The organism is Clostridium pacaense (genome assembly GCF_020709765.2).
Classification (GTDB): Bacteria; Bacillota; Clostridia; order Lachnospirales; family Lachnospiraceae; genus Enterocloster; species Enterocloster hominis.
In genome coordinates, this window is sequence record NZ_JAJFEB020000007.1 from 210,094 (window position 1) to 232,862 (window position 22,769).

21 protein-coding genes are annotated in these 22,769 nt (G+C 51.8%); 5 read left to right on the forward strand and 16 right to left on the reverse strand.

The features are described from left to right. Nucleotides 1–33: 33 nt before the first annotated feature. The 7 genes from LK536_RS43795 to LK536_RS43825 all read right to left on the reverse strand — a co-directional run bounded on the left by LK536_RS43795 (nucleotide 34) and on the right by LK536_RS43825 (nucleotide 6,278). Nucleotides 34–1,188 carry a cysteine desulfurase family protein gene (locus tag LK536_RS43795; protein ID WP_130789767.1) on the reverse strand — a complete coding sequence of 385 codons (1,155 nt, stop codon included), beginning with the start codon at nucleotides 1,186–1,188 and terminating at the stop codon, nucleotides 34–36. Nucleotides 1,189–1,311: 123 nt separating this feature from the next. After that, the gene (locus tag LK536_RS43800; protein ID WP_008718513.1) at nucleotides 1,312–2,061 is read right to left on the reverse strand and encodes a 16S rRNA (uracil(1498)-N(3))-methyltransferase; all 750 of its coding nucleotides are present in this window, start codon (nucleotides 2,059–2,061) and stop codon (nucleotides 1,312–1,314) included. Between the two features lie 79 nt (nucleotides 2,062–2,140). Then, complete coding sequence (gene prmA, locus LK536_RS43805; RefSeq protein ID WP_227796080.1) at nucleotides 2,141–3,097, reverse strand: 50S ribosomal protein L11 methyltransferase; 957 nt, start codon at nucleotides 3,095–3,097, stop codon at nucleotides 2,141–2,143. A gap of 14 nt (nucleotides 3,098–3,111) precedes the next feature. Continuing rightward, complete coding sequence (locus tag LK536_RS43810) at nucleotides 3,112–3,867, reverse strand: sulfite exporter TauE/SafE family protein (protein ID WP_008718517.1); 756 nt, start codon at nucleotides 3,865–3,867, stop codon at nucleotides 3,112–3,114. 392 nt (nucleotides 3,868–4,259) lie between these two features. Next, nucleotides 4,260–5,024 carry a GNAT family N-acetyltransferase gene (locus tag LK536_RS43815; protein WP_227796079.1) on the reverse strand — a complete coding sequence of 255 codons (765 nt, stop codon included), beginning with the start codon at nucleotides 5,022–5,024 and terminating at the stop codon, nucleotides 4,260–4,262. Nucleotides 5,025–5,040: 16 nt separating this feature from the next. After that, nucleotides 5,041–5,439, reverse strand: a complete 399-nt coding sequence (locus tag LK536_RS43820; RefSeq protein ID WP_025486286.1) for a hypothetical protein — start codon at nucleotides 5,437–5,439, stop codon at nucleotides 5,041–5,043. A 68-nt stretch (nucleotides 5,440–5,507) separates the two neighbouring features. Beyond that, complete coding sequence (locus LK536_RS43825) at nucleotides 5,508–6,278, reverse strand: hypothetical protein (RefSeq protein WP_025486285.1); 771 nt, start codon at nucleotides 6,276–6,278, stop codon at nucleotides 5,508–5,510. Between the two features lie 335 nt (nucleotides 6,279–6,613). Between LK536_RS43825 and LK536_RS43830 the strand changes: the two genes are divergently transcribed. Genes LK536_RS43830 through LK536_RS43840 form a run of 3 tightly spaced genes read left to right on the forward strand, consistent with a single transcriptional unit; the run spans nucleotide 6,614 to nucleotide 10,706 of the window. After that, nucleotides 6,614–8,338: an ABC transporter ATP-binding protein gene (locus LK536_RS43830; RefSeq protein ID WP_130789765.1), complete on the forward strand. Its 1,725-nt coding sequence runs from the start codon at nucleotides 6,614–6,616 to the stop codon at nucleotides 8,336–8,338. Next, nucleotides 8,338–10,227, forward strand: coding sequence for an ABC transporter ATP-binding protein (locus LK536_RS43835; protein ID WP_025486284.1), 1,890 nt, complete (start codon nucleotides 8,338–8,340; stop codon nucleotides 10,225–10,227). The genes LK536_RS43830 and LK536_RS43835 overlap by 1 nt, the downstream gene beginning before the upstream one ends. A 26-nt stretch (nucleotides 10,228–10,253) precedes the next feature. Further along, nucleotides 10,254–10,706, forward strand: a complete 453-nt coding sequence (locus LK536_RS43840) for a MarR family winged helix-turn-helix transcriptional regulator (protein ID WP_025486283.1) — start codon at nucleotides 10,254–10,256, stop codon at nucleotides 10,704–10,706. 2 nt (nucleotides 10,707–10,708) lie between these two features. Here the strand turns inward: LK536_RS43840 and LK536_RS43845 are convergent, their stop codons facing one another. The 3 genes from LK536_RS43845 to LK536_RS43855 all read right to left on the reverse strand — a co-directional run bounded on the left by LK536_RS43845 (nucleotide 10,709) and on the right by LK536_RS43855 (nucleotide 13,767). Next, nucleotides 10,709–11,605, reverse strand: a complete 897-nt coding sequence (locus LK536_RS43845) for a D-isomer specific 2-hydroxyacid dehydrogenase family protein (RefSeq protein WP_227796078.1) — start codon at nucleotides 11,603–11,605, stop codon at nucleotides 10,709–10,711. Nucleotides 11,606–11,659: 54 nt separating this feature from the next. After that, entirely contained in the window at nucleotides 11,660–12,445 is a 786-nt protein-coding gene (locus tag LK536_RS43850; protein WP_025486281.1) for an aspartate dehydrogenase domain-containing protein, read from the reverse strand. Between the two features lie 131 nt (nucleotides 12,446–12,576). Next, nucleotides 12,577–13,767, reverse strand: a complete 1,191-nt coding sequence (locus LK536_RS43855; protein WP_227796077.1) for a coenzyme F420-0:L-glutamate ligase — start codon at nucleotides 13,765–13,767, stop codon at nucleotides 12,577–12,579. 176 nt (nucleotides 13,768–13,943) lie between these two features. On the opposite strand from LK536_RS43855, the gene LK536_RS43860 reads away from it, so the two are divergent. Beyond that, nucleotides 13,944–14,762, forward strand: a complete 819-nt coding sequence (locus LK536_RS43860) for a MurR/RpiR family transcriptional regulator (RefSeq protein WP_227796076.1) — start codon at nucleotides 13,944–13,946, stop codon at nucleotides 14,760–14,762. Then, nucleotides 14,746–15,504 carry a MurR/RpiR family transcriptional regulator gene (locus tag LK536_RS43865; protein WP_040379937.1) on the forward strand — a complete coding sequence of 253 codons (759 nt, stop codon included), beginning with the start codon at nucleotides 14,746–14,748 and terminating at the stop codon, nucleotides 15,502–15,504. Before LK536_RS43860 ends, LK536_RS43865 begins: the two co-directional genes overlap by 17 nt. Nucleotides 15,505–15,554: 50 nt before the next feature. Here LK536_RS43865 and LK536_RS43870 read toward each other — a convergent pair whose 3' ends face one another. The 6 genes from LK536_RS43870 to LK536_RS43895 form a co-directional block, all read right to left on the reverse strand. Then, nucleotides 15,555–17,078 carry a MutH/Sau3AI family endonuclease gene (locus LK536_RS43870; RefSeq protein ID WP_227796075.1) on the reverse strand — a complete coding sequence of 508 codons (1,524 nt, stop codon included), beginning with the start codon at nucleotides 17,076–17,078 and terminating at the stop codon, nucleotides 15,555–15,557. Between the two features lie 175 nt (nucleotides 17,079–17,253). Beyond that, entirely contained in the window at nucleotides 17,254–18,780 is a 1,527-nt protein-coding gene (locus LK536_RS43875; RefSeq protein WP_227796169.1) for a PTS transporter subunit EIIC, read from the reverse strand. A 34-nt stretch (nucleotides 18,781–18,814) separates the two neighbouring features. After that, nucleotides 18,815–20,140 carry a 6-phospho-alpha-glucosidase gene (locus LK536_RS43880; RefSeq protein WP_120056989.1) on the reverse strand — a complete coding sequence of 442 codons (1,326 nt, stop codon included), beginning with the start codon at nucleotides 20,138–20,140 and terminating at the stop codon, nucleotides 18,815–18,817. A gap of 261 nt (nucleotides 20,141–20,401) precedes the next feature. Further along, on the reverse strand, nucleotides 20,402–21,127 hold the full coding sequence (locus tag LK536_RS43885; protein WP_227796074.1) for a CAP domain-containing protein: 726 nt from the start codon (nucleotides 21,125–21,127) through the stop codon (nucleotides 20,402–20,404). Between the two features lie 166 nt (nucleotides 21,128–21,293). Beyond that, a complete protein-coding gene (locus LK536_RS43890; protein WP_008718548.1) occupies nucleotides 21,294–21,653 on the reverse strand; it encodes a TfoX/Sxy family protein in 360 nt (119 codons plus the stop codon). 127 nt (nucleotides 21,654–21,780) lie between these two features. Next, nucleotides 21,781–22,710 (reverse strand): helix-turn-helix transcriptional regulator, encoded by a 930-nt coding sequence (locus LK536_RS43895; RefSeq protein WP_227796073.1) that lies wholly within the window; start codon nucleotides 22,708–22,710, stop codon nucleotides 21,781–21,783. Nucleotides 22,711–22,769 lie beyond the last annotated feature (59 nt).

Genomic DNA, 22,769 nt, shown 5'->3' on the forward strand with positions numbered 1-22,769 from the left:
TTTTACCTCTTTCTTTCATTGTTGCGGTGTCATTTATCCTCTGTGATATTTCCTGAGTACGGGAAGAAGTCCTTCCAGCGCCTCCATACAATAATCAATCTCCTCTTTTGTGTTAAACAGCCCAAAACTGAACCTGAGGGTGGAATCCAGAAGCTCCTTCTTTACCCCGATGGCCTTTAAGGTGCCGCTGATTGCAGGGTGGTTGGATGAACAGGCCGAACCCGAGGACACGTAGATTCCCTTGTCCTCCAGGGCGTGAAGCAGCACCTCGCTCCTGACGCCTGCAAAGCCGGCGCTGACAATCTGGGGCGCGCCCTGGCTGCCTTTTAAGCTGTTGACCGTTACCCCCTCCAGCTGTTCCATCCTGTCTATCATATAATCCTTGAGGCTGGTGATATAATCCACCTTTTTCTGGTGGTCCGTGTACATTTCCCAGGCAGCGGCGCCCATTCCGGCAATCCCCGGGACATTTTCCGTGCCGGAGCGCAGGTCCTTCTGCTGTCCTCCGCCGTAGAGCAGGGGACGTATCTTCACCCGTTCGTCAATGAACAGGAAGCCCACGCCCTTTGGCCCGTGGAACTTGTGGGCGCTGACGCTTAACAGGTCGATTCCCTGTTTCTTTGGGTGGATGACCAGCTTGCCGTATGCCTGTATGGCATCCACATGAAGGAGGATGGCCGGGTTCTTACCATGGACCAGGGAGGCAATCTCTTCTACCGGCTCTATGGCCCCCACTTCATTATTCACATACATGACGGACACCAGGATGGTATCCGGCCGTATGGATGCTTCCAGCTCCTCTAAGGAAATGTGTCCCTGGCCGTCCACGGACAGATAGGTCACCTCGAAGCCCTGCTGCTCCAGGAATGCCAGAGGGTTATACACGGAGGCGTGCTCAATCCTGGTGCTGATAATGTGTTTTCCAGCCCTCTGGTTGGCCATGGCCGTCCCTATCAGGGCCATGTTGTTGGATTCCGTGCCGCCGGAGGTAAAGAGGATTTCCTTATCCTTAACCTTCAGGGTCTTTGCAATCCTGGATGCGGCCTGGCGCACATACTGCTCTGCCTCCATCCCCTTTTTATGCTTGGCAGAAGGATTGCCGTAATCCTCTGTCATTACCTTTACCACCACATCCCTGACGCTGTCAAGCACACGGGTTGTGGCGGAATTGTCAAAATATACTTCCATGGTCTGTCTCCTATATTCTATCTGCCTGCCCTTTTACGGGCCTATAGCCTGTCATCCGGCCGCACTGCGGGCCTTTTGAGTTCATGCAGCCCGCCTTTCAGCTGCACTACTGGCCTTCTGTCCCTACAGCCCGCCCTCCAGCCGCATCATGAGCACGGACAGCATGGCAAGTCCCGCTGTCTCTGTCCTCAGTATCCGTTTCCCAAGGCTTACCGGGCGCACGCCCTTTTTCAGGGCAAGATTAATCTCCGCCTCGTCAAACCCGCCTTCCGGGCCAATGAATACCGCAATATCCTGCCCAGGCCCAACGCGGGAAAGCTCCTGCCTGCTGCCTTCCATCCCGGCTTCGTGCTCATATGGAATCAGGCGCAGGGCGAACTGTTCCTTCTCTATATAATCAAAGGCCTGTCCCAATGTCATCAGTCCCATGACCTCAGGCATCAGGCTGCGCCCTGACTGTTTGGCCGCGCTCTCTGCAATGGCCTGCCACCGCTTGCGCTTGGCCTCCTCCTTCTTTGCATCCAGCTTCACAACCGCATTCTTCGTGGACACCGGGACAATGCACGCCGCCCCCAGTTCCACCGCTTTCTGGATGATCAACTCCATCTTATCAGATTTGGGCAGCCCCTGGAAGAGCCAGATCCTGGAAGGCAGTTCCCTTCCATCCCGGTCCACGGACACAATCCGGGCTTCAACGCAATCGCTGTCCAGGGATGACAGGGCGCAGCGGTAATCCGTTCCCGTGCCGTCACTGATCAGCACCTCTTCCCCGGGTTTCATGCGCAGGGCATTTTTCATATGGTTCACATCAGGACCTGTGATGCGTATACAATCCCCCATGACCTGGGCCGGGGCCACAAAAAAATGATGCATGGCTTACCTCCAATCCATATCTAGTGCTCCGTCCAGACAGCACGTTTTCTGCCTGGATGGAGCACTGGCTTCGGTGTCATCAGCGTTTCCTTGCTGTCACAGAAACCCATTCGCCCTGATAAGTCACTTCCACAAGTTCCAGTTCCTCACATTTTGCAAATGCAGCCTTAACCGCCTCTTCCTTCATATTGATGATGCCTGAGGTGATGAAATAGCCGCCCTGCTTCAGATGGGCCGGAATCTCGTTGACCAGCAGGATGATTACATCAGCCAGGATGTTGGCCACCACTATATCGTACCTGTCATAGCCGGCCCAGTCCTTGACGGATCTGTCATCGATGATGTTGCCCTGTATCACATGGAACCTGTCCGTGGAAATGCTGTTGGCCTCCAGGTTCTCTCCCACGGCAGTGATGGCATTTTCGTCCAGATCCGTGCCCCAGACTTCCTTTGCCCCCAGTTTTAAGGCCGTGATTCCCAGGATGCCGCTTCCGGTTCCCACATCCAGCACCAGGGTGTCCTCATCCACCCGCTTCTCCAGCTGTCGGATACACAGCTGGGTTGTCTCATGCATGCCTGTCCCGAAGGCAGTGCCAGGGTCAATCTGCACCAGAAGCTTGTCCTTGTGTTCCTCCGGTATGGGCTCCCAGGTCGGCTTGATCAGGATATGGTCCACGGTAAACGGCTTAAAGTACTGCTTCCAGTTGTTGATCCAGTCCTTATCCTCTGTCTCGCCAGCGGTGATGGTCCTGGCGCCCAGGTCGGTGAACAGGCTCAGCTCATCCAGCCCCGCTTCCACATTCTTAAGGATTTCCTCCACATCCGCATCGTCATCCAGATAAAAGCTGACCTTGGCGATTCCCTCGTCAGGCGGAAGCTCCGGAAGGATATCGATGAACATCCCCTTTGTCTCCTTGTCGGTCAGGGGAACATTGTCCTCTATCTCAATCCCCTCAATCCCAATATCATCGAACATGCTGCTGACCAGGTCCACTGCTTCCGTGGTGGTGGTTAATGTAAATTTTTTCCATTTCATAATGCATACTCCTTTTATTTTCCGCTGATGATCTTGACAAACAGCACGGCCAGTACCAGAAGGACAACCGGACGCACCACCTTTTTCCCATTGTGGGCAACCATGCCCGCTCCGATATAATGGCCTGCGATGGAGCAGACCCCGGCCGTAAGGCCCAGCGGGTAAAAAACATTTCCAGTGGCAATGAAGGTTACAAGGGCCGCTATGTTGGACGCCAGGTTAATCACCTTTGTCTGGGCGGACGCGCTTCTGGTATCCAGTCCCGCCGCCCCGGTCAGGATGAGGATCAGGAAGGTTCCTGTTCCCGGTCCGTAAAACCCGTCATAGCCGCCTATAAAAAATGCAGCCGCGATACAGATTGCAAATACCTTTGCCTGTGGGATGGTGCCTGTCTTTTCATTTTCCCCCATGTCCTTATTCCTTAATACATAGAATGCGACAATGGGCAATACCACTATCATCATGTGCTTGATGACTTCCCCCGGCACCATCAGGGCCAGATGGGCGCCCAGGGCTGAACCGATGAGCGCCGCCACGGCCGAACATACGGCCATGAGCATTTTCCCGCGAAGATAGCCGTTCCTGGCAAACCGGGCCGTGGACACGACAGTTCCCATGGCGGAACTCATTTTGTTGGTTCCAAGGGCCATATGGGCAGGTACCCCTGCAATGAGATATGCAGGCAAGGAAATGAGCCCGCCTCCTCCGGCAATGGAATCAACCAGTCCGGCCACGAACACAAGCGGGCATACAATGAGATACTGTATCATGATCTTATCCTCTTTTCCGTAAAACAACCTTTATATTATCATATATTAAAACCACTGGCAATAAGCGGCAATTTTTTTTTGCAATAAAAAAGCCGGATCCTGCATTAACATTATGAACGGATGAAAAACAACTGTAAGGGTCCGGTGATTCCGGCACATATTAAATCAGCCGCCCCCGCCGCACTGCGGGCAGGCAGGCATAAGAAATTCCCAGATTGCATTACAACTCCATCACACACTCCGGATGGGACGGACCCCTTGCAGGATTTTCATTTTACCAATGAAGGATATCACGAAAGAGAATGAGTTTGTTCTGGTCTTAACAAAAGATACCATACGATAAGGACAGAGGACCGCGCCCCTGCTTGCCGCAGGAGGACGGTCCTCTGTTTTTATGATTGGGCGTCCTGTTTTTTCAGGATCCTTTTTAGATAAGCCTCATCCAGCAGGTTCACTGTCTCAAAAACCCCTTTGTAAAACACGGCCCAATTATTGAATACACAGGGCAGTGCCTTCGCTTTTTCCAGCGTATCCACCGGAATCAGGGATACGGGGACATCATTGATCCTGCAGAACTGTTTTATCCTCTCAATGTTCTGGGGGATATAGGGGCATTGGGCATCGTAATAAATGGTCAGGTCCTGGCTTTCGATTTCCTGCTTTTTAACGTTTGGTGCGAACTTTGGCGTTGTCCCGTCAAAGGAAAGGGCAAGAAGCTCATATCCGTCATCCGTGGTATCGGCCACCTCAAAACCGCACTTCCTGGCAAAGGACTGGTCGGAAAGCCAGGATTTCTGTTTCTTTGCCCCAAGCATGCAGACGCCGGATTTCCCTTTCTCCCTCGCATCGGCCAGGCAGTATTCCATCAGTGCCTTTCCATAGCCCTTTCCCTTGTAACTGCCCGAAACCCACAGGCAGTACAGATAGTAATAATTGTCCCCAAGGATGGGGACCCAGGCGGTTTCAAGAGGGGCATATTCAATAAAAACCACTGCCTTTTCATTTAACTTCCTGAAGACATGGCCTTCCTTCAGCCGTTCCGAAAGCCATTGCCGCTTTGCCTCAATCCCCGGATGGGGCTTTTTACTGCGGATGATACAGCATAAATGCTCATGGGCAAGGTTCTCCGCTGTCAGGTTGATGAAATCAGTATCCACAAAGTTTCCCTCTCTTTCAGTTTTCTGTCCGGGCAGCATGGGTTCTGCTTCCCAGGGAGTACTCGAACCGGTACCCCAGTTCATGGAGGATATCCAGGCCGTCCCTGTATACCAGAATCCCCCGGGATGATGGCCCCAGGCGGTATTCCAGCAGATAGCGCAGCAGCTCCGCCACGAACCGGGGCTGGTTCATATTCACGATAACCGGTCCGCCGTCTTTCACAGCCGGCAGGCCTGCGTTAAACGGGCACTTGCCGATTTCCCATCCAGGCGAACGGAAATACAGGATTATCTTCAGCTTCCGGTCCACGGAGCGGAACACAAGATGGGACGGCTCCTGCCAGTCATAGTCGTCAAAGGTATATTTCCACTCATATTCATGTCCATCTACAACAATCTTCCGGAATAAAGCCATTTCCCCTCCTAATCATATCAAAATCCTGCCGCCTCCGCGTTTTACCGGATCAGCGCCGCGGCTGCGTCCTACTGGATCAGCGCCCCGTCCGCCCCCACCTGGTAGCCGTCAGGGGTGGTGGCGTTCACAAACAGCCGTCCCATGGTGCCGTCTGACTGCGTGTTGAAATAATAGGACCTGCCGTCAATGACCTGCCAGCCCGTGCGCATCATGCCAAGGGTGCCGTCATCCACGGGATTCAGATAGTAGCGGTTGCCGTCCCCATCCGTAAACCAGCCCGTGACCATGTACCCGCTCTGGTCAAAGCGGTACCAGCGGCTGTGTATGAGCTGCCATCCATTGGACAGCCAGCTGCCTCCGTAAAGCTGGAACCACCAGCCGTTGGGGCTGTAACGCCAGCCCTGTCCGTACTGGACGCCGGGACCTCCGCTGTAATACCACCAGTCGTCGTCATCGTCCCAGTCATCCCAGTCATCGTCATCCCAGTCCCACCAGTAATCCGGGTTGAATTCGTAGCTGGACGTGTCCGGCACATTGGTGTTAAAGCCGGGATATGCCCTTACCACGTTGTCCGAGGTGACCTGGGCATTGCCCTGGGTGCCCGATGGCCCGCCATAGTCCATGACCCCGGACGGGCCCACGCCGTAATCATACCCTCCCGGGCCCCAGCCATAGCCATAGCTGCCGGGGGATCCTGTGCCGTAATCATAGTCCACTCCAGGGCCGCCCCTGTGATACACGCTGCTTCCCGGTCCGTAGGCCATTGCCGTAACCGGCGTTCCCATGGTGAATATCATGGCGGCTGTGAACAGCAGGGCGCCGGAATAAATTTTCCTCATATGCTTCTCCTCTTGTCTGAATCATTTCAATCCACGCTCGGTATATTGTCGAAGTGCGGCTGCATCCTACGTAGATACGTGGTTGACCTCATGGCAGTAGGGGATACCGATTACTCTCCGCCCACCACTGCCGTTAAGTTTGTTTTTGGCAATTCATTTCACCACCTTAGAGGATGCGAGAATCCTTGCTAATATTTGTTGAAACAACATTATTAAGAAGTATACCACAACCACGTTGACATTTTCAACACATGAGCATACAATAATTGCATATGCAACTATTGCTCATGCAATTCAGTTCCATAAAGATTAAATGCAACAAGGAGGAATCCGGAATGAAGGATTTTCTAAAGTATCTGCGGCCATACAAAAGGGATGCCGCCCTGGCAGTCCTATGCATCGAGCTGGAGACTGTGTTTGAGCTTATCATCCCCCTTGTGATGGCGTCCATTGTGGACGTGGGGGTTGCCAGCGGCGACCGGCACTATATTCTGATGAAGGGGCTGCAGATGGTGTTTTTTGCCCTGATATCCCTGGTTCTGGGGCAGGGTTCGGCCATGTTCTCGGCCCGGTGCGGCCAGGGCGTGGGCGCTGAGATCCGCAAGGCGGAGTTTGCAAAGCTCCAGCAGTTTTCCTTTGCCAACACAGACCATTTCAGGAGTTCATCCCTTGTCACAAGGCTTACCAGCGATGTGACCACCATACAGAACTCCCTTGCAACAGGCATGCGCCCCGGGTTCCGTTCCCCGGTGATGATGCTGACGGCCATGGTGGCTTCCTTCTATATTAATCCGAAGCTGGCCCTGGTCTTCTTCGTGGCTGCCCCGGTGCTTGGCATCCTGCTGTTCCTGATCATCAGCCATGTACGGCCCCTGTACGGAGTGATGCAGGGCGCCATTGACCTGGTCAACCGGATCATCCAGGAAAACCTCACGGCCATCCGCGTGGTGAAGTCCTATGTCCGCGGGGATTATGAGATACAGAAATTTGAACAGGTCAATACCAACCTGCGGGACACCGCACAACACGCCTTTGGCCTGGCAGCCCTCAATATGCCTGCCATGCAGTTTGTCATGTATTCCACCATCCTCTGCATCCTTTGGTTCGGGGGCAGGCTGGTGACCGTGGGCGGCGTCAAGGTGGGCGAACTGACAGGATTCCTCAGTTACGTGCTTCAGGTGCTTAATTCCCTGATGATGTTTTCCAATGTGTTCCTGATGACCACCAGGGCGCTGGCTTCCTGGAAGCGTATCTCGGAGGTCATGGACGAGGAAATCGACATTAAGGAAGACATGGCCCTGGACCTGAATGTGGAGCAGGGTGATATACGGTTTGAACATGTGTATTTTAAATATAATAAGGATGCGGCCGAGTATGTGCTGTCTGATATTTCCTTCCATATCAAACCCGGGCAGACCGTGGGTATCATCGGACAGACCGGGGCGGCTAAAAGCACGCTGGTCCAGCTGATTCCAAGACTTTATGAGGCAACCTCCGGCACGGTCTATATTGACGGCCATCCGGTCCAGGAATACCCCTTAAAGCATCTGAGGGATTCCATTGCAATGGTGCTGCAGAAGAATACCCTGTTCTCCGGGACCGTGAAGGATAACCTGCGCTGGGGCAAGGAGGACGCGACAGATGAGGAAATCGAAACGGCATGCCACATTGCCTGTGTGGATGAATTCATTGACCGGCTGGAACGGGGATATGATACGGAGCTTGGCCAGGGCGGCGTCAATGTGTCCGGCGGCCAGAAGCAGCGTCTGTGCATTGCCAGGGCCATCCTCAAATCGCCAAAGGTAATGATACTGGATGATTCCACCAGCGCGGTGGACACGGCCACGGAGGCCAGGATAAGGGATGGCCTGGCGCAGTACATGCCGGGAACCACCAAAATCATCATTGCCCAGCGCATTTCCTCCGTGCTTCACGCGGACCAGATCATCATCCTGGAAGATGGGAAGATCAATGCGTCCGGCAGCCACGAAACGCTTTTGGCAACGAACAGGATTTACCAGGAAATCTATTATTCCCAGCAGGAAGGGGCGAATCTGTAATGGCAAGAATAGCAAATTATAACAGACCGAAAAATACCAGACGCACATTGATGCAGATGTTAAGCTACCTTGGACGCCATAAATGGTATATGCTGATGATTGCGCTCCTGGTCACGGTCAGCGCTTCGGCAAGCATTTTGGGAACCTACCTTTTAAAACCAGTCATCAACAACTATATCATCCCCGGCGATATACCGGGTCTTGTGAAAATGCTCATACTCATGGGAATCCTGTACCTGTGCGGGGCGCTGTCCTGCTATGCGTACAACCAGATGATGGTCCACATTTCCCAGCAGGTGGTAAGCGAGATACGTTCCGACCTGTTTGTCCACACCCAGCGCCTTCCCCTGACCTACTTTGACGCCCATACCCACGGGGAACTGATGAGCCGGTTCACCAACGACGTGGATACGATTAGCGAGGCGCTTAACAGCAGCTTTGCCATGATGATACAGAGCTTCATCACCATCACCGGCACCCTGACCATGCTCCTTATACTGAGCTGGCAGCTGTCGCTGATTGTCATGGTCTTCCTGGCCCTTATGATACTGTTCATCCGTTTCAACGGCAGACGGAGCAGGAAATATTTTGTACAGCAGCAGAAATACCTTGGAAGCATCAATGGATTTGTGGAGGAAATGGTTGCCGGGCAGAAGGTTGAGAAGGTATTTAACCACGAAGCCCAGGATTATGAGGAGTTCTGCCGCCGCAACGAGGCCTTCCGGGCAGCCGCCACCAAAGCCCTCACCTATTCCGGCATGACGGTCCCCACCATCGTTTCCCTGTCCTATATCAATTACGCCCTGTCGGCATGTGTGGGCGGTCTTTTTGCACTGGCAGGGCTTACGGACCTTGGAACCCTTGCATCCTATCTGGTGTATGTGCGCCAGAGCGCCATGCCCATGAACCAGTTCACGCAGCAGATTAACTTCCTGCTGGCAGCCCTCTCCGGTGCGGAGCGCATCTTCGATATGATGAACGAAGGACAGGAACTGGACGAAGGCAGCGTGACGCTCTGCAATGTGGCGGTGGACGAAAACGGGGAAATGAAGGAGTGCAGCGGATTCACAAAGGACTTTGCGTGGAAGGTGCCGGCCGGGGTGGCGGTATCAGCGGATGCAGACCCAAATGCCTCATCCTTCCGTCTTATCCCACTGAAAGGCGATGTGCGTTTCAATCAGGTGGTGTTCGGGTATACGTCTGAAAAAACCATACTGAACGGCATCAGCCTATATGCCAAACCCGGGCAGAAAATCGCTTTTGTGGGTTCCACAGGGGCAGGCAAGACCACCATCATCAACCTGGTCAACCGTTTTTATGAAATCAACAGCGGCAGCATCACTTATGACGGCATTGATATCAGGAACATTAAAAAGGATGACCTGCGCCGCTCCCTGTCCATGGTCATACAGGATACCCATCTCTTTACCGGGACCATTGCCGACAATATACGGTATGGGCGCCTGGATGCAGCAGATGAGGATGTGGTGAACGCGGCCAAGGTTGCCAATGCCCACTCCTTCATCCGCCGTCTTCCCCAGGGATACGACACCATGCTCCACAGTGACGGTTCCAACCTGTCCCAGGGCCAGCGTCAGCTTCTTGCCATTGCAAGGGCCGCCATCTCCCGTCCGCCTGTGCTGATTCTGGATGAGGCAACCAGCTCCATTGACACCAGGACGGAAAAACTCATTGAAAAAGGAATGGACGCCCTGATGGACGGACGTACCGTGTTCGTCATCGCCCACCGCCTGTCCACGGTGCGCAACTCCAAGGCTATCATGGTATTGGAAAAAGGGGAGATTATTGAGCGTGGGAACCACGATGAACTGCTGGAACAGAAGGGACGGTATTATCAGCTTTATACCGGACAGTTTGAGTTGGAATGAACCATTATGGAAAGGAAGTCTGTACTATGATTGAACGTTATCAGGTCCGCCGCCTGCTTGTAAGGGCGGAGAAGGCGCGTAAACGCCTTCTCCAGCCGTTCTTTAACTCCATCGGCCTTACCTTTGGCCAGGGCCATGCCCGGATACTGGATTCCCTGCTGGTCAAGGACCATGTTACCCAGAAAGAACTGGCAGATATCTGCCATATGGATGTGACCACCATGTCCCGTTCCCTGGACCGCCTGGAGGAATCCGGGTACCTGGTCCGGGAACGGGACCCTGGCTGCCGCCGCTCCTTCCTCATCTGTCTCACAGAGGCAGGTGTGGAGGAAGCAGATAAAGTCCATCAGATCCTTGACTTTGCGGACAGGCAGATATGGAAGGGCCTGTCCGATGAAGAGATGGAACAGTTCTGTACCAGCCTGGAAAAGATATGTGATAATCTGGAGAACTGCGATACGTTAAAAGGGCCGTTTTGAATTTATTCAGCCAGGAACGTGCGGATGTTATCCAGCACCTTGGCGCTCAGAAGGTCAAAGGCCTGCCTGGTCCTTCCTGCCGATATGTGGGCGCAGAATACATGAGGATGCTTTATAAGCTCTCCGGAAGGATCTCCCAAAGCGCCCTCCGTGTCGCAGACAAAGTAATTGCCTTCCCGGTCCAGCCATGCTTTAAGCGCCGGGATGTCAAAGGCCGGCCCTATGGACGTGTTGAAAAGGATCTTGCCCGTGCCAAGGTGGCCGAACTCCTCCTCGTGGAGCAGGATGGCGTTCTTGTTCAGGCATGTGAACACCACCTCGCTGTATTCCAGAAGTTCTTTTAAGGGACGGTATGCCATGCCCTGGGCTTCCCTGTCCATTTTCCTGGAACGGCTGTAATAGGAAAGGTCGGCGCCCATGAACTTCATGGCGTCCGCAATCATTCCGCCGGAAACGCCCATACCGATAATACCCACTTTCAGGTCCGTAATCTCAATGGGCATTTCCCGGAACATGGGACGGTCAAAGCCGTGAAGGAAACGCACCAGTTCACTGACCACATATTCCACCACTCCCCGGTCCCCGTAATCCCGGATTCCCAGCACGGTGATGCCGTTGGCCCTGGCGCATGCAATGTCCACGTTGGCGCTTTCCTCCGAGTAAAGGCTGCAGCACATGCCGATGTAGCGGATGGAAGGACAGCTTTCAATCACATGGGCGCTGATTCTTGACGTATAGCTTACAAGGACACCGTCCGCGTCCCCAATCCTTTGTATGATTTCCTGGTCATCCCCAGGGATATCTTCATAAATCTTAACTTCCCCGGCATACCGGCGCAGCTCCTCTTCTGCCTTTGGAACCAGGTTCACCGGCTCAATCGCAACGATTTTCTTAAACATATGGATTCCTTCTCCTGTTCTTATTTATTTTCCTGAAACAATGCCTGCAGATTGTCAGAACACGATTGGCGACACAAGGTTCCTGAGCACCGCCACCACACTCCATCCCGCAATGGCGCTGGTACTGGAGTAGATGTCCACAACCGCCTTTACCCCGTCTATCTCTGCAGTTATCTTATGGTCATCCCCTATCATTCCGGGCACGCTGAAAATGTCCACGCTGGTGTCCTCCGGTCCGGTCGTTGCCAGGGACGCGGCCACCGCTACATTCACCTTGGTTGGCAGTATGGAGATTGCCTCCTTGGCATTGCCTTTGAAAACCTGCTTTTCTCCCTCCTCCGTCATCAATGCATCATCATACAGAGGGGTATTCTTAAGGGATGCCGGTCCCTTCCTGGTGCAGATGCCGGACTTGGCCTGACCCATCAGGGATACGGTGCGCAGCACATCAAACCCGCCCACTGCCCCGGAAGCAATATGTACTTTTGTATCATGCTCCGTGGCTGTCTCTTTTATCTTATCATACAATGCCTTATCTGCAAATGCGCCGATGGAAAGCACAATCAGATCCACACCCGAGGACAATATCTTTTCTGCGTTGTCCCTTATACATTGTACGGATGCGGCCTCTGCCACGACATCGGGTTTCAGGGCCAGCAGTTCCTCAACCGTGCCGCATGCCTTACATCCGCCTCGTCCAGCTATGGCGGCAGTCTTATCCGGGGTGCGTCCCATCACCCCCACCAACTCGTATTCATCTAAAATGCCGCTCAGATAACCGTCCACTATAATTCCGGCCAGATAGCCATTTCCCATAATCCCAAACTTCTTTTTACCCATGATATCCTCTTTCTTTTTTAATTTTACACACATACTGATACCTTACACCGAAACAGCTCCACCAATCCTGCGGGTGCAGGATTGCTGAAGCTGCCCATACGTAACAGTCCAAACGGCTATTTACTCCGCTTCTAATTGGTATAGTTATCAAAATACCCCTGTACCAGGATGATCGGAGTCCCCTTGTCCCCGGAGCCGCTGGTAAGGTCGCAGAGCGAACCAATGAGGTCCGTAAGGCGTCTTGGGGTGGTTCCCTGGGAAGACATGTCTCCAACCAGGTTGGACTTCTTCTCCTTGATTCTCTGTGAGATGGCGTCCTTCAATGCTTCGCCTGACAAATCCCTGAAGTCATTGTCAGCCAGGTATTTTAACTTGACTTCGTTGGGGGTTCCCTCCAGCCCTTCTGTATTGGCAACGGCAACACATGGGTCGGCCAGTTCCCAGATCTTTCCTACCGGATCCTTGAATGCCCCGTCGCCGTATACCATGACTTCAACATGCTTTCCTGTCCTGTCAAGCATCTGCTTCTGAATATCCAGGACCAGGTCCGTGCATTCCCTTGGGAAGAGCTTGATGCTGTCCTCCGTAGACTTGTTGGATCCGAGAAGCCCGTACTTCTCATTGCATCCGCTTCCATTGACCGGCGCGTTCAGGATATCGTCCATTCCGCACACCACCTCTGCTCCGGCCGCCTTAAGGATACGCTTGGTCCTTGCGCGGGAATGTATGTCACAGGTCAGGACCCGGCTGGTATGGTTAAGGATCTCCTTGGGATTATTGGCAAAAATAACTTCCGCCTCCGCGCCCGCGTCCCTGATGATCTGACAGTAATAATCCACATAGTCCACTCCGGTAAATTCATGCCTGTTCTCCCCAAAAAGCTCCCTGTAACGCTCCAGGGTAAGCACGTCGCTGTATGGATTGATTCCGGCCTCATCTACCTGGTCCAGGGATACCAGTGAGTTGCCCACCTCGTCCGTGGGATAGCTGAGCATAAGGACGACCTTCTTTGCGCCTCCTGCGATTCCCTTTAAGCAGATGGAGAAACGGTTTCTGGACAGGATTGGGAATATGACACCGATGGTCCCTCCTCCCAGCTTTGCCCTGACATCCTCTGATATGGCCTGAATCGGGGCATAATTTCCCTGGGCCCTTGCAACCACGGATTCCGTCACGGAGATGACATCCCTGTCACGGATTTCAAAGCCCTCGCTCTCTGCTGCTTCCAGAACACTGTTCACCACAATTTCTGCCAGATTGTCGCCCTCCCTTATGATCGGGCAGCGGATTCCCCTTGAAACTGTACCTACTTTTCTTTCCATATGTATTGTCTCCTGTACATGATATTTATCTTCAACTATTGTATTATAGTATAAAAAAGCGGATTGTGGAAGTGTTTCATATAAATTAAATGAAAATCAAAATACCTTTACAAAATACTGGCGGCTTATGGCTGATTCGTGATAAAATGGACACAAACGTTTACAAGGAGGTTCCTATGGTCACACTGCACCTGGACGATGCCGTCATCAAAAGCCTGAGCAACAATGAGCTGAATATTTTGAAATTCGTCTATGAGCACGGCGAGGACGTGCCGGACATGAGCATCCAGGCCCTGGCCTCCCAGGTGTGCTACTCCTCCGCAACCATCCTGCGGTTCTGTAAAAAGCTGGGATATTCCGGCTTCGCAGAACTGAAGTACGCACTGAGGGCCGCGGCTAAGAAGGAGCCATCCCGGCCTGACACCCATAAGGCCCAGGATTTTACTACCTGGATGATGATGGACAGCCTGTGTTCTGATATTGAAGGGACCTCCAAGCTGATATCCGAAGACCAGCTTGGACGCACCTTCCGCTATTTTGACAGCAGCTGTCCCATCTATCTCTGGGCGCCCGGCGGAATCACCAGCATACTGAGCGACTATTTTGAGAAACTTCTGTTCTCCATCGGACGCCAGAACGTATATAAGATTGAATCCGCCAAAATGGGGGAACACATATTAAGGAATGTCCATACCGAATCCCTGCTGATACTTATCAGCACCACGGGGAATTTCGGGCCAACCGTACGCCTGGGCAAAATTGCCCGCATGAATGATATACCGGTCCTCTCCATTACCCCATACACCAGCAACGAGGTGGCTGGCCTGGCCACGGTCAGTTTCCGCTTTTTCACCGACCAGCGGGAGAACCGCGGAGCGGAGTTCACCTCAAGGCTTCCCGTATTTTATGTAATCAACAGCATCATACGCTGTTATCTGGGTTATAAACGGTCCGGAGAACAGCCTCAAGGAGGAAACCATGATTCCCATATTTGAAAAAGCCCACCAGCTGGACCTTACCGGGACAGAGGAGGAAATCCTCCAATATTTTGAATCCAATCTGCCTGCTTCCATATATACCAGCCTCAATGACCTCAGCGCCAGCCTCTATACCTCCAATGCGACCATTGTCCGTTTCTGCCAGAAGCTGGGCCTGAAGGGTTATAATGAATTTAAATACCAGGTCCGGGGCGAGTTAAAGCAGCTTCATATGACCCCGTCTTCAGATGACCTGATGTATCATACCCTGGCCCTGTTCAGGGATAATCTGGAGCAGATTGACGTTGCAAAGCTGGAAGAGATCGCAGGCCTCCTCACCAGCGGACGGCCCATCTATATATACGGCTCCAACTTAAGCTCACTGGCCGCCAAATATCTTCAGACCGTCCTCACCTCCCTGGACTACCCCTGTATCCTCATTGAGTGGCAGCGCCTGCTGAACGGGCTTGCCTATGAACTCAGCAGCGATGCCGTGCTCTTCATCATCACGGCCCACGGGGATGCCAGACGCTACCTCTCCGTGTTCCAAAGGGCCAGGGACCGGGGAACCACCACGGTCCTGCTTACCTGTGAGGAGGACAGCCCCCTGATTCCATACAGCACAATCGCCCTCTGTACAAACGACCAGAATGAAGAATACCGCCATGTTGATATCAATCCCCGTCTGGGCATCCTGACCATCATCCAGCTGCTGATTGAACTGGCCGCACAGACCAGGCAGGATTCCCGGATTGATTAGATTGGATTGATTAGACCGGATTGATTCAAATCGATACGTGTCCCCGGCACTTATATGAAATCAATTTTCCTTAACATATCGGTTATATATCTTCCTTTTATCCATATCTGCTGGGAATAGGCATGTATGGTATCTGTCCCATCCGCTGCACGGCCTTTAAATACCCACGGTTTCGAATTGCTGTCCGTACCCGTACCTCTTACAAAAACAGACGACTGGGCCTGTTTGGGAAAATTCAATGCTGTCATGGGAACCCCGGTATCATTAATCCGCTGCCTACCATCCTTCCGGTATACATAGCTTTCCACCACACCGTTGTTATTGATCTTATCTGAAATGTCCTTATATACATTCCTGATTGTCCCGTTTATCATCCCATCATCAAAGACCAGTCTCTTGAATCCCAGGAATACATTATCATTCAGAGGCGCAGCCGTGCATGGTTCCTCAAACATGATGCACAGCATCTGATGATTGCTGAAATACTCATAATAGCTTGTGTCTTCATACTCAAGGGAGGGATTTGTTATTTCATCCAGGTCCATGGTAAACAGTTTCATCTGTTCTGTTTCCATACCCTTTTTCGTGACAGTAATGGTCTTTGCTATCAGTCCGATTTTTTCAAATAATTCTATGCTGCTGATTCTTTTGGATGTTCCGCCAAGCATACGCACGACAATTGTTTCCGTTATATGTTTACATAGCTTATGAATGTCCTTCACTTCTATGTCAAATATATGTATCAGTTCTTCCACGGTCCGGCCGCGATACTGTTTAGTCAGCGCGTGCAGCCTATGGTCTAATTCGCTGTATGAATTAAATTCCTCACTGAGCTTTTCTAATTTATGATTGTAGAAGCCCTGGAACAATGTATTTACATAGGATTTCTTAAACCGGAATCTGGGCGTCTGCCTTGGCTGCTGCTTAAATCTTGGGGCAATGTCAATGTAAAACAGGTCTTTCTTTATTTTCTGATGCAGCAGCGGATATAAATCATACCGGTCCTCCCGGTTTTCTATACTGAGCAGATAATCATGGACCTGGGTCCAGTCATTTTCAAACTTTGCCAATTCATCCTTATCATCTGCAATATCAAGGAACTTATATCCCAAAACCGGAAACCTGTCATATTCAGCATAGGGAACCACCTTCTGTCCGCTTTTCCTGTCATAGACATAGAACACGAACAGCATATGGGCAATCTTATTATAAAAATGGGATTCCAAAAATTTCTCATGTTCTATCACCCCGATGCTGACGGCTGTCAGTGACATGGGCTCCTTTGCCGCGTATTTCTCCCCCTGTTTATTGGAAGGTTCTACCCCGGTGACCTTTAATTCCGTATCCTTATAACTGCCGTCCGCCTGTAGGATTGACAGATCGGCTTCCTGTGTGGAATTCTGTTTCATGGACAATACGCTCTGCTCAATGACGCAGCCGGCAATCCCCTTGGCAGGCACCTGTGTGTGGAACACATCCCTTACATCCACCTCCCCAAGTGTTTTTTCACCGTCAAACACTTGGAATTTCCGGATGATTTCTTCCCTTGTGAAATATTTATCATGATATTCCATGGCATTCCTCCATCTTATGATTTTCCATATATTTGAATTTTAGCAGAAATACATCTGTTTTGCCATCACTAACACAGAAAACCTCCTGATCCACATAATAAAAACAGGTCTTCTAACAAGTTCATACCTTGATAGAAGACCTGCCGTATGGCCAGGCCAATGCTTTTTACACAGCCTAATATTTCAATACTTCCCTTACATGGGATGCAATCCCTTCGACCTTCGGTCCATAGATCACCTGGATGTGCACGTCGCTGGGACGGACAAATCCCATGGCCCCGGTCTTCTTCAATAACTCATCATTTACCAGCGCCATATCCTTTAAATCAACCCGAAGCCTTGTCAGACAGTTATTCACCACCACGATGTTCTCACGTCCCCCAAGTCCTTCAATGATCCTGGACGCAAGGATATGCTGTTTCTCATCAAGGCTGCCCCCCTTGGTCTCCTGTTCCGGCTCTTCATCGGACACGTCAATGGACAGCTGTTTTCTGCTAAGATACCATTTAAACACATAATAGTATGCCGCTGAGAAAAACGGTCCGGTAATCAATACCCAATACCAGTGCGAGCCTGGCTGGAACACGCCCCATATGAGGAAATCAATGAGGCCGCCTCCCGTATTTCCAATGATGACGTTAAACGCGGACATCAGCATGAAGGAAAGCCCGCCCATCAATGCGTGGAACAGATACAGGGGAGGTGCGATGAACATAAAGGAAAATTCCAGCGGCTCGGTGATGCCGGATACAATACTGGCGGCAACGCCCGCAATCATCAGCGCCTTCACCTTTGCCTTTTTCTCCGGCGGGGATGTCCTGTAAATGGCCAGCGCCGCTGCCGGAAGACCGAACATCATCATGGGCATCTTGCCCTGTCCCAGGAACACGGTAAAAGGCTTAAGCTGCGAGATATCCACCTTATCAATAAACTGCAGAAAAATGTTCAGGCAGCCCTCCACCCCCTCATAGACACCGCCGATGGAGGTGGTACGGAAAATGCCGTTAAGCACATGGTGAAGCCCGGTGGGGATCAGCAGGCGCTCCAGGAAGCCGTATCCGAATACCCCTGCCAGCCCGGTAGCGGATATCAGCCCGCCCATGCCGTCAATGGCCATGGATACGGGTGACCAGACAAAGGGCGCCGCCAGGCCCACGGCAGCCATTGCCAGAATGACCACAATCGCCACAAAACGTTTGCCCCCATAAAAGGAGATAGCCACTGGGAACGTGATTTTATGGTACCGGTTGTGCAGCGCGGCAGTCACCACGCCGGTAACAATACCCGCCACCGCGCCCATATCCAGCGTTTCCACCCCCAGGATGGTAGATATCTTCAGCGCCCCAAAGTTCATGAATCCTGATTGGATCATACAGGAAGAGGCCACTAAAAACGTATAGTATCCGATAAAACCTGCAAATGCGGCTATCTCCTTTTCCTCCCTCGCCATCCCGAAGGAGATGGAGATGGCAAACAGGACCGGAATCAGTGTAAATACAACACCCGCAACCTTATTTAACGTTGAGATGATGAAATACAGAAGCTCCTGCTGTAAAAACGGGGCCGCCGCCTGTACCTGTGCTTTCATAAGCGCGGAAGTCAGTCCCAGTACAATACCGCATGCGGCCAGGGCCGCAATGGGCATCAGCAGGCTGCGTCCCAGCGCCGAGAAAAAATCCATTACTTTATTCTTCCCCATAATCTTACTATCCTTTCCCTCCAAATTATCCTACGGATCATCTTAACTCAGGCCACATCCCCCGGTTTGCTTCAATCAGCGCATCCAGCACCTTCCTCGCCTTCTTGGCATCGTTAATCAGACGGTTAAGGGTGAATGCCTCCAGTGCCTTCTGGTAGGAGTTCTCAAAATAAGCATCCACAATCAGCTTCTCACAGGATACCTGGTTCACCAGGAGTCCCAGGTTGAACTGGGGGATATTTCCCACCCTCATGGGACGCGGGCCGTTGGCTCCCAGTTCGCACACCACCTCCACCATGGCATCGTCCTGCATATTGGCAATGGCTCCGTTGTTCTCAACAATCAGAATGTGTCTGTCATTCTTATTGTAAGCAATGGCCTCGGCAACCTTAATCATCATCTCGGCATGGGCATCGGAAATAGCATCAAACCTGTCCCCCAGCTTACCTTCCCTGATTACCTCCTCACACTCGCCGAATACGCGCTTCTCCCTTCCTGCCATGACCTCGTCCGCACGGGTGAAATCAGGATCCAGGTGGCTGGCCTTATATTCAGGGTACAGGTAATACTGGTCGTATGTATTGGGCAGGAAATCCGGGAAATCCGCCATAAGGGTCTGCACCATCCCATAGGTGTCCAGCCAGGATTTGTCCCTCTGCTCGGCATCCTGGGGAAGGAAACCGTTCCGGGCAACCATTTCCCTGATTTTAGGAAGCAGGTCCTCGCCTGTGCGGCTGTCATACATGTGGGTAAACCATCCGTAATGGTTCAGTCCGAAGTATACCGGGTCCAGATCTTCCCAGCTGCAGTTAAGGAGACGGCTGCAGGAACGCACCACGTTCTCCGGCTGGTCGCAGATATTTAAAAGTCTCCTGTCCCCGGGAAATTCCCTTCGGAGCGCTTCCGCCACAATGGCAGCCGGGTTGGAATAATTCAGGATCCAGGCGTCAGGCGCATATCTGCGGATATCGTGCACTGCCTTAATCATGTCCACGCAGGACCTGAGTCCGTAGGCCATTCCGCCTGCCCCGCATGTCTCCTGTCCGATGATTCCCATGCTCAGCGGTATATGCTCGTCCTTGGCGCGCATGGGAAGCCCGCCTGCGCGCATCTGCATGAACACAAAGTCCATCCCCTCATACGCTTCCCTGCAGTCTGTGGTATATGAAAAATCCAGTTCCGGGAACCGCTCCCTGAAAAGGATCTCCCCATATTTTCCAATGGGTTCCTGGCGTTCTGCATCAATATCGAACAGCACCAGCTTCTTCAAAGGGAATTCTTCCCTGAGCCTGACAAATGACTTGAGGAATCCAAGGGTAAAGGTACTCCCGCCTCCCACGATACATAAATTAAATGCTTTCATTTTCCTTCTCCTTTTTCAACGTTTATAGTTGTCTGTCTCTGATGACCTTATGATACTTCATTCTGTTTTGTATGTAAATAGTTCCAGATTCATACGGATAGCATCCCTTATTTTAATATTTATGACTTATATAGTAATTTTTTTCATAAGTTGTGTGGCACCGGAACAAACACGCCTATGACAAAAGGCGGCCGCACCGATTGATAATCCGTGCGGCCGCCCTGATTTTACTTTGTAACTGCAGTCCAATCCATATGTATGTTAGCGGATAAATAACTGGGTCCAGTAATTAACGCCTGATGCGTTCTGGTAATGTCCTACGCCGATGGAGGTATAGCTGCTGTTCAGGATATTGGCCCTGTGGCCGGAGCTGTTCATCCAGCCCTCCATCACCTTTTCCGGTGAGTTCTGTCCATAGGCAATGTTCTCCCCTGCTCCGCTGAAGTTCACACCCGCTTCGGTCAGGGCAGAATTAAAGCTGCTGCCATCCGGTCTGGTGTGTGAAAAGGATCTCTCTATCTCCTTGGCTCTTACCTGGGCTGCGCTGGCTGCGCCTCTATCCACGGTAAGGGCCGGAAGGCCGGCCTTGGCCCTTTCTTCATTTACCAATCTCACGACTTCATTGGCAAATGCGTCCTGGGAACCGTCTGTCCCGGGCTGGTCCGGAGCAGGATTGCCCGGCTGGTCCGGAAGCATGCCGCCGGGCTGATCCGGAAGCATATTACCTGGGAAATCCGGGATTGGGAAATCCGGGGCAGGCAGACTGTTGTCCGGGATATTGGAACCTGGAATATTGATGCCCGGGATATTAACACCTGGGAAACCAGGCAGTTCACAGTTGGAACCATTCATGCTGCCGCCGATGACAATCATCTTTCCTCCCGGAATGTTATATGTACCGGTTGCTGCTAATGCGGTTACCGGAACCGCGCCCGCTGCGGCCATGGCTGTTGCTGCTGTCAAAAGGCAAACTGATAATTTCCTCATGGTATGTCCTCCTATTATTACATAAATATTACATTTCTGTTACAAAAATATAATACCACATAATCAATGGAAAATGTTTAGGAAACCAATGGTAAATCTGGAAATCCTGTTTCCAGTGCTCCATCCCACCACTCAGTGCACGCCTTCCCGGGAATGGGTCTGAACATCACCTTCCGTCATCCGTGCTGTGTATTTTCTTCGCTTTACCCGCTTTCTTCTTCACCTTGGGTTCAGGCAGTTCCCCGCAGGTCTGGATGACCAGCCTGGCAAGGAAGTCCGCATCATCCAGATCCTCCACCAGATACATGCCCGGTTCCCCTCCATGAGGAGCTGCCGGTTCTGCGTCCGGTAAAAGCAGATGGCCCGCATTGGTCATTTTCACATAAAACTGGTTGTCCTCCACGGTTCCAAAGAACTTGCCGCCGCACCAGAGGCCGTATTCCCCGAATAATTTCTTATAGGTAATCACGCCCGCGCCCGCCAGCTGGGATGCAACATATTGTACATATCCTAAACTTGAAGCCATAGCCATCCTCCTTGTCTTTCACGTGCCGGGTTCTAATCCTATTCCATTGCCTTCAGCACCTCATTTTTCTCCAATCATAACACCACAAACATGACAACAGAATGTCATATTTATACATTTTATCTGCCTAAATAACCGATTCCCCATCCTCCGGTTGATACAGTGCGCGTATCCTGCCTGCGGTCTCTGCCAGTTCTTTTCTGAACGCCTCCGGCTCCAGCAGTTCTATCTGGCTGCCAAGGCTGAGGACCCACCCCATCAGATTCTCCTTATCGGAATAACCTGCCTGGAACAGAATACGGCCGTCTTCCATTTCCTTCAGGCTTTCAATCCCAAACTCTTCTATGATGCGCCATTTGACTGCCGGCTGGCAGATGGCCTTTACCTGGAACCTTACCGGAAACGGGCCTGTGGGTTCATTTTCATAAGCAGGCATATTACGTTTTGTAAAATGCTCCGGGCAGAGTTCCAAATCTGCCATACGGTTCAGTTTAAACATCCGGTAATCTTCCCTGAGACAGCAATATCCCCACACATACCAGGATGACCACTGGAATACCAGCGTATAAGGTTCAATGCAGCGGGAAGTCTCGCCGGACGGGGAAAAATAGGAAAACCGGGTCAGCCTGCATTCCTCGATGGCTTCCTGGAACAGATGGATTTTAGGCGTAAGGGTCTCTTTGTACCAGGAGGACAGGTTAATCATGATATGGCTGTCAACATGAATCAGATCATGGTTCCCCACAGACAGCTTGTCCATCAGCTGTCTGTACTGCCCGGTAAAGGATACGCTGTCCAGGCTTCGGAGTCCTGCCAGGATGGACTGCATTTCCCTGGATGTGAGCAGGGTTTTATCCATCCTGTACCCTTCCATGATGGAAATGCCTCCGTTCACACCCCTGGTGGTCACTATGGGGATTCCTGCCTTGCATATATCCTCAATGTCGCGGTTGATGGTGCGCCGGGATACCTCAAATTTATCCGCAAGGTAGGGCGCGGTCACCTTTTCTTTCTGGAGAAGGACGGATAAAATACCGATGAGACGGTCAATCTTCATATGGCTGAAACCTCCTTTGCTGCCTGCATACCTTATCTTACTATCAATATTTTATTTGT

What these genes read in the sequence shown, in the direction of transcription:
- LK536_RS43820 (WP_025486286.1), bottom strand. Translation starts at nt 5,439, where the DNA reads ATGGCTTTATTCCGGAAGATTGTTGTAGATGGACATGAATATGAGTGG.
- LK536_RS43795 (WP_130789767.1), bottom strand. Translation starts at nt 1,188, where the DNA reads ATGGAAGTATATTTTGACAATTCCGCCACAACCCGTGTGCTTGACAGC.
- LK536_RS43870 (WP_227796075.1), bottom strand. Translation starts at nt 17,078, where the DNA reads ATGGAATATCATGATAAATATTTCACAAGGGAAGAAATCATCCGGAAA.
- LK536_RS43865 (WP_040379937.1), top strand. Translation starts at nt 14,746, where the DNA reads ATGATTCCCATATTTGAAAAAGCCCACCAGCTGGACCTTACCGGGACA.
- LK536_RS43895 (WP_227796073.1), bottom strand. Translation starts at nt 22,710, where the DNA reads ATGAAGATTGACCGTCTCATCGGTATTTTATCCGTCCTTCTCCAGAAA.
- LK536_RS43825 (WP_025486285.1), bottom strand. Translation starts at nt 6,278, where the DNA reads ATGAGGAAAATTTATTCCGGCGCCCTGCTGTTCACAGCCGCCATGATA.
- LK536_RS43840 (WP_025486283.1), top strand. Translation starts at nt 10,254, where the DNA reads ATGATTGAACGTTATCAGGTCCGCCGCCTGCTTGTAAGGGCGGAGAAG.
- LK536_RS43885 (WP_227796074.1), bottom strand. Translation starts at nt 21,127, where the DNA reads ATGAGGAAATTATCAGTTTGCCTTTTGACAGCAGCAACAGCCATGGCC.
- prmA (WP_227796080.1), bottom strand. Translation starts at nt 3,097, where the DNA reads ATGAAATGGAAAAAATTTACATTAACCACCACCACGGAAGCAGTGGAC.
- LK536_RS43800 (WP_008718513.1), bottom strand. Translation starts at nt 2,061, where the DNA reads ATGCATCATTTTTTTGTGGCCCCGGCCCAGGTCATGGGGGATTGTATA.
- LK536_RS43845 (WP_227796078.1), bottom strand. Translation starts at nt 11,605, where the DNA reads ATGTTTAAGAAAATCGTTGCGATTGAGCCGGTGAACCTGGTTCCAAAG.
- LK536_RS43855 (WP_227796077.1), bottom strand. Translation starts at nt 13,767, where the DNA reads ATGGAAAGAAAAGTAGGTACAGTTTCAAGGGGAATCCGCTGCCCGATC.
- LK536_RS43850 (WP_025486281.1), bottom strand. Translation starts at nt 12,445, where the DNA reads ATGGGTAAAAAGAAGTTTGGGATTATGGGAAATGGCTATCTGGCCGGA.
- LK536_RS43830 (WP_130789765.1), top strand. Translation starts at nt 6,614, where the DNA reads ATGAAGGATTTTCTAAAGTATCTGCGGCCATACAAAAGGGATGCCGCC.
- LK536_RS43860 (WP_227796076.1), top strand. Translation starts at nt 13,944, where the DNA reads ATGGTCACACTGCACCTGGACGATGCCGTCATCAAAAGCCTGAGCAAC.
- LK536_RS43835 (WP_025486284.1), top strand. Translation starts at nt 8,338, where the DNA reads ATGGCAAGAATAGCAAATTATAACAGACCGAAAAATACCAGACGCACA.
- LK536_RS43880 (WP_120056989.1), bottom strand. Translation starts at nt 20,140, where the DNA reads ATGAAAGCATTTAATTTATGTATCGTGGGAGGCGGGAGTACCTTTACC.
- LK536_RS43890 (WP_008718548.1), bottom strand. Translation starts at nt 21,653, where the DNA reads ATGGCTTCAAGTTTAGGATATGTACAATATGTTGCATCCCAGCTGGCG.
- LK536_RS43810 (WP_008718517.1), bottom strand. Translation starts at nt 3,867, where the DNA reads ATGATACAGTATCTCATTGTATGCCCGCTTGTGTTCGTGGCCGGACTG.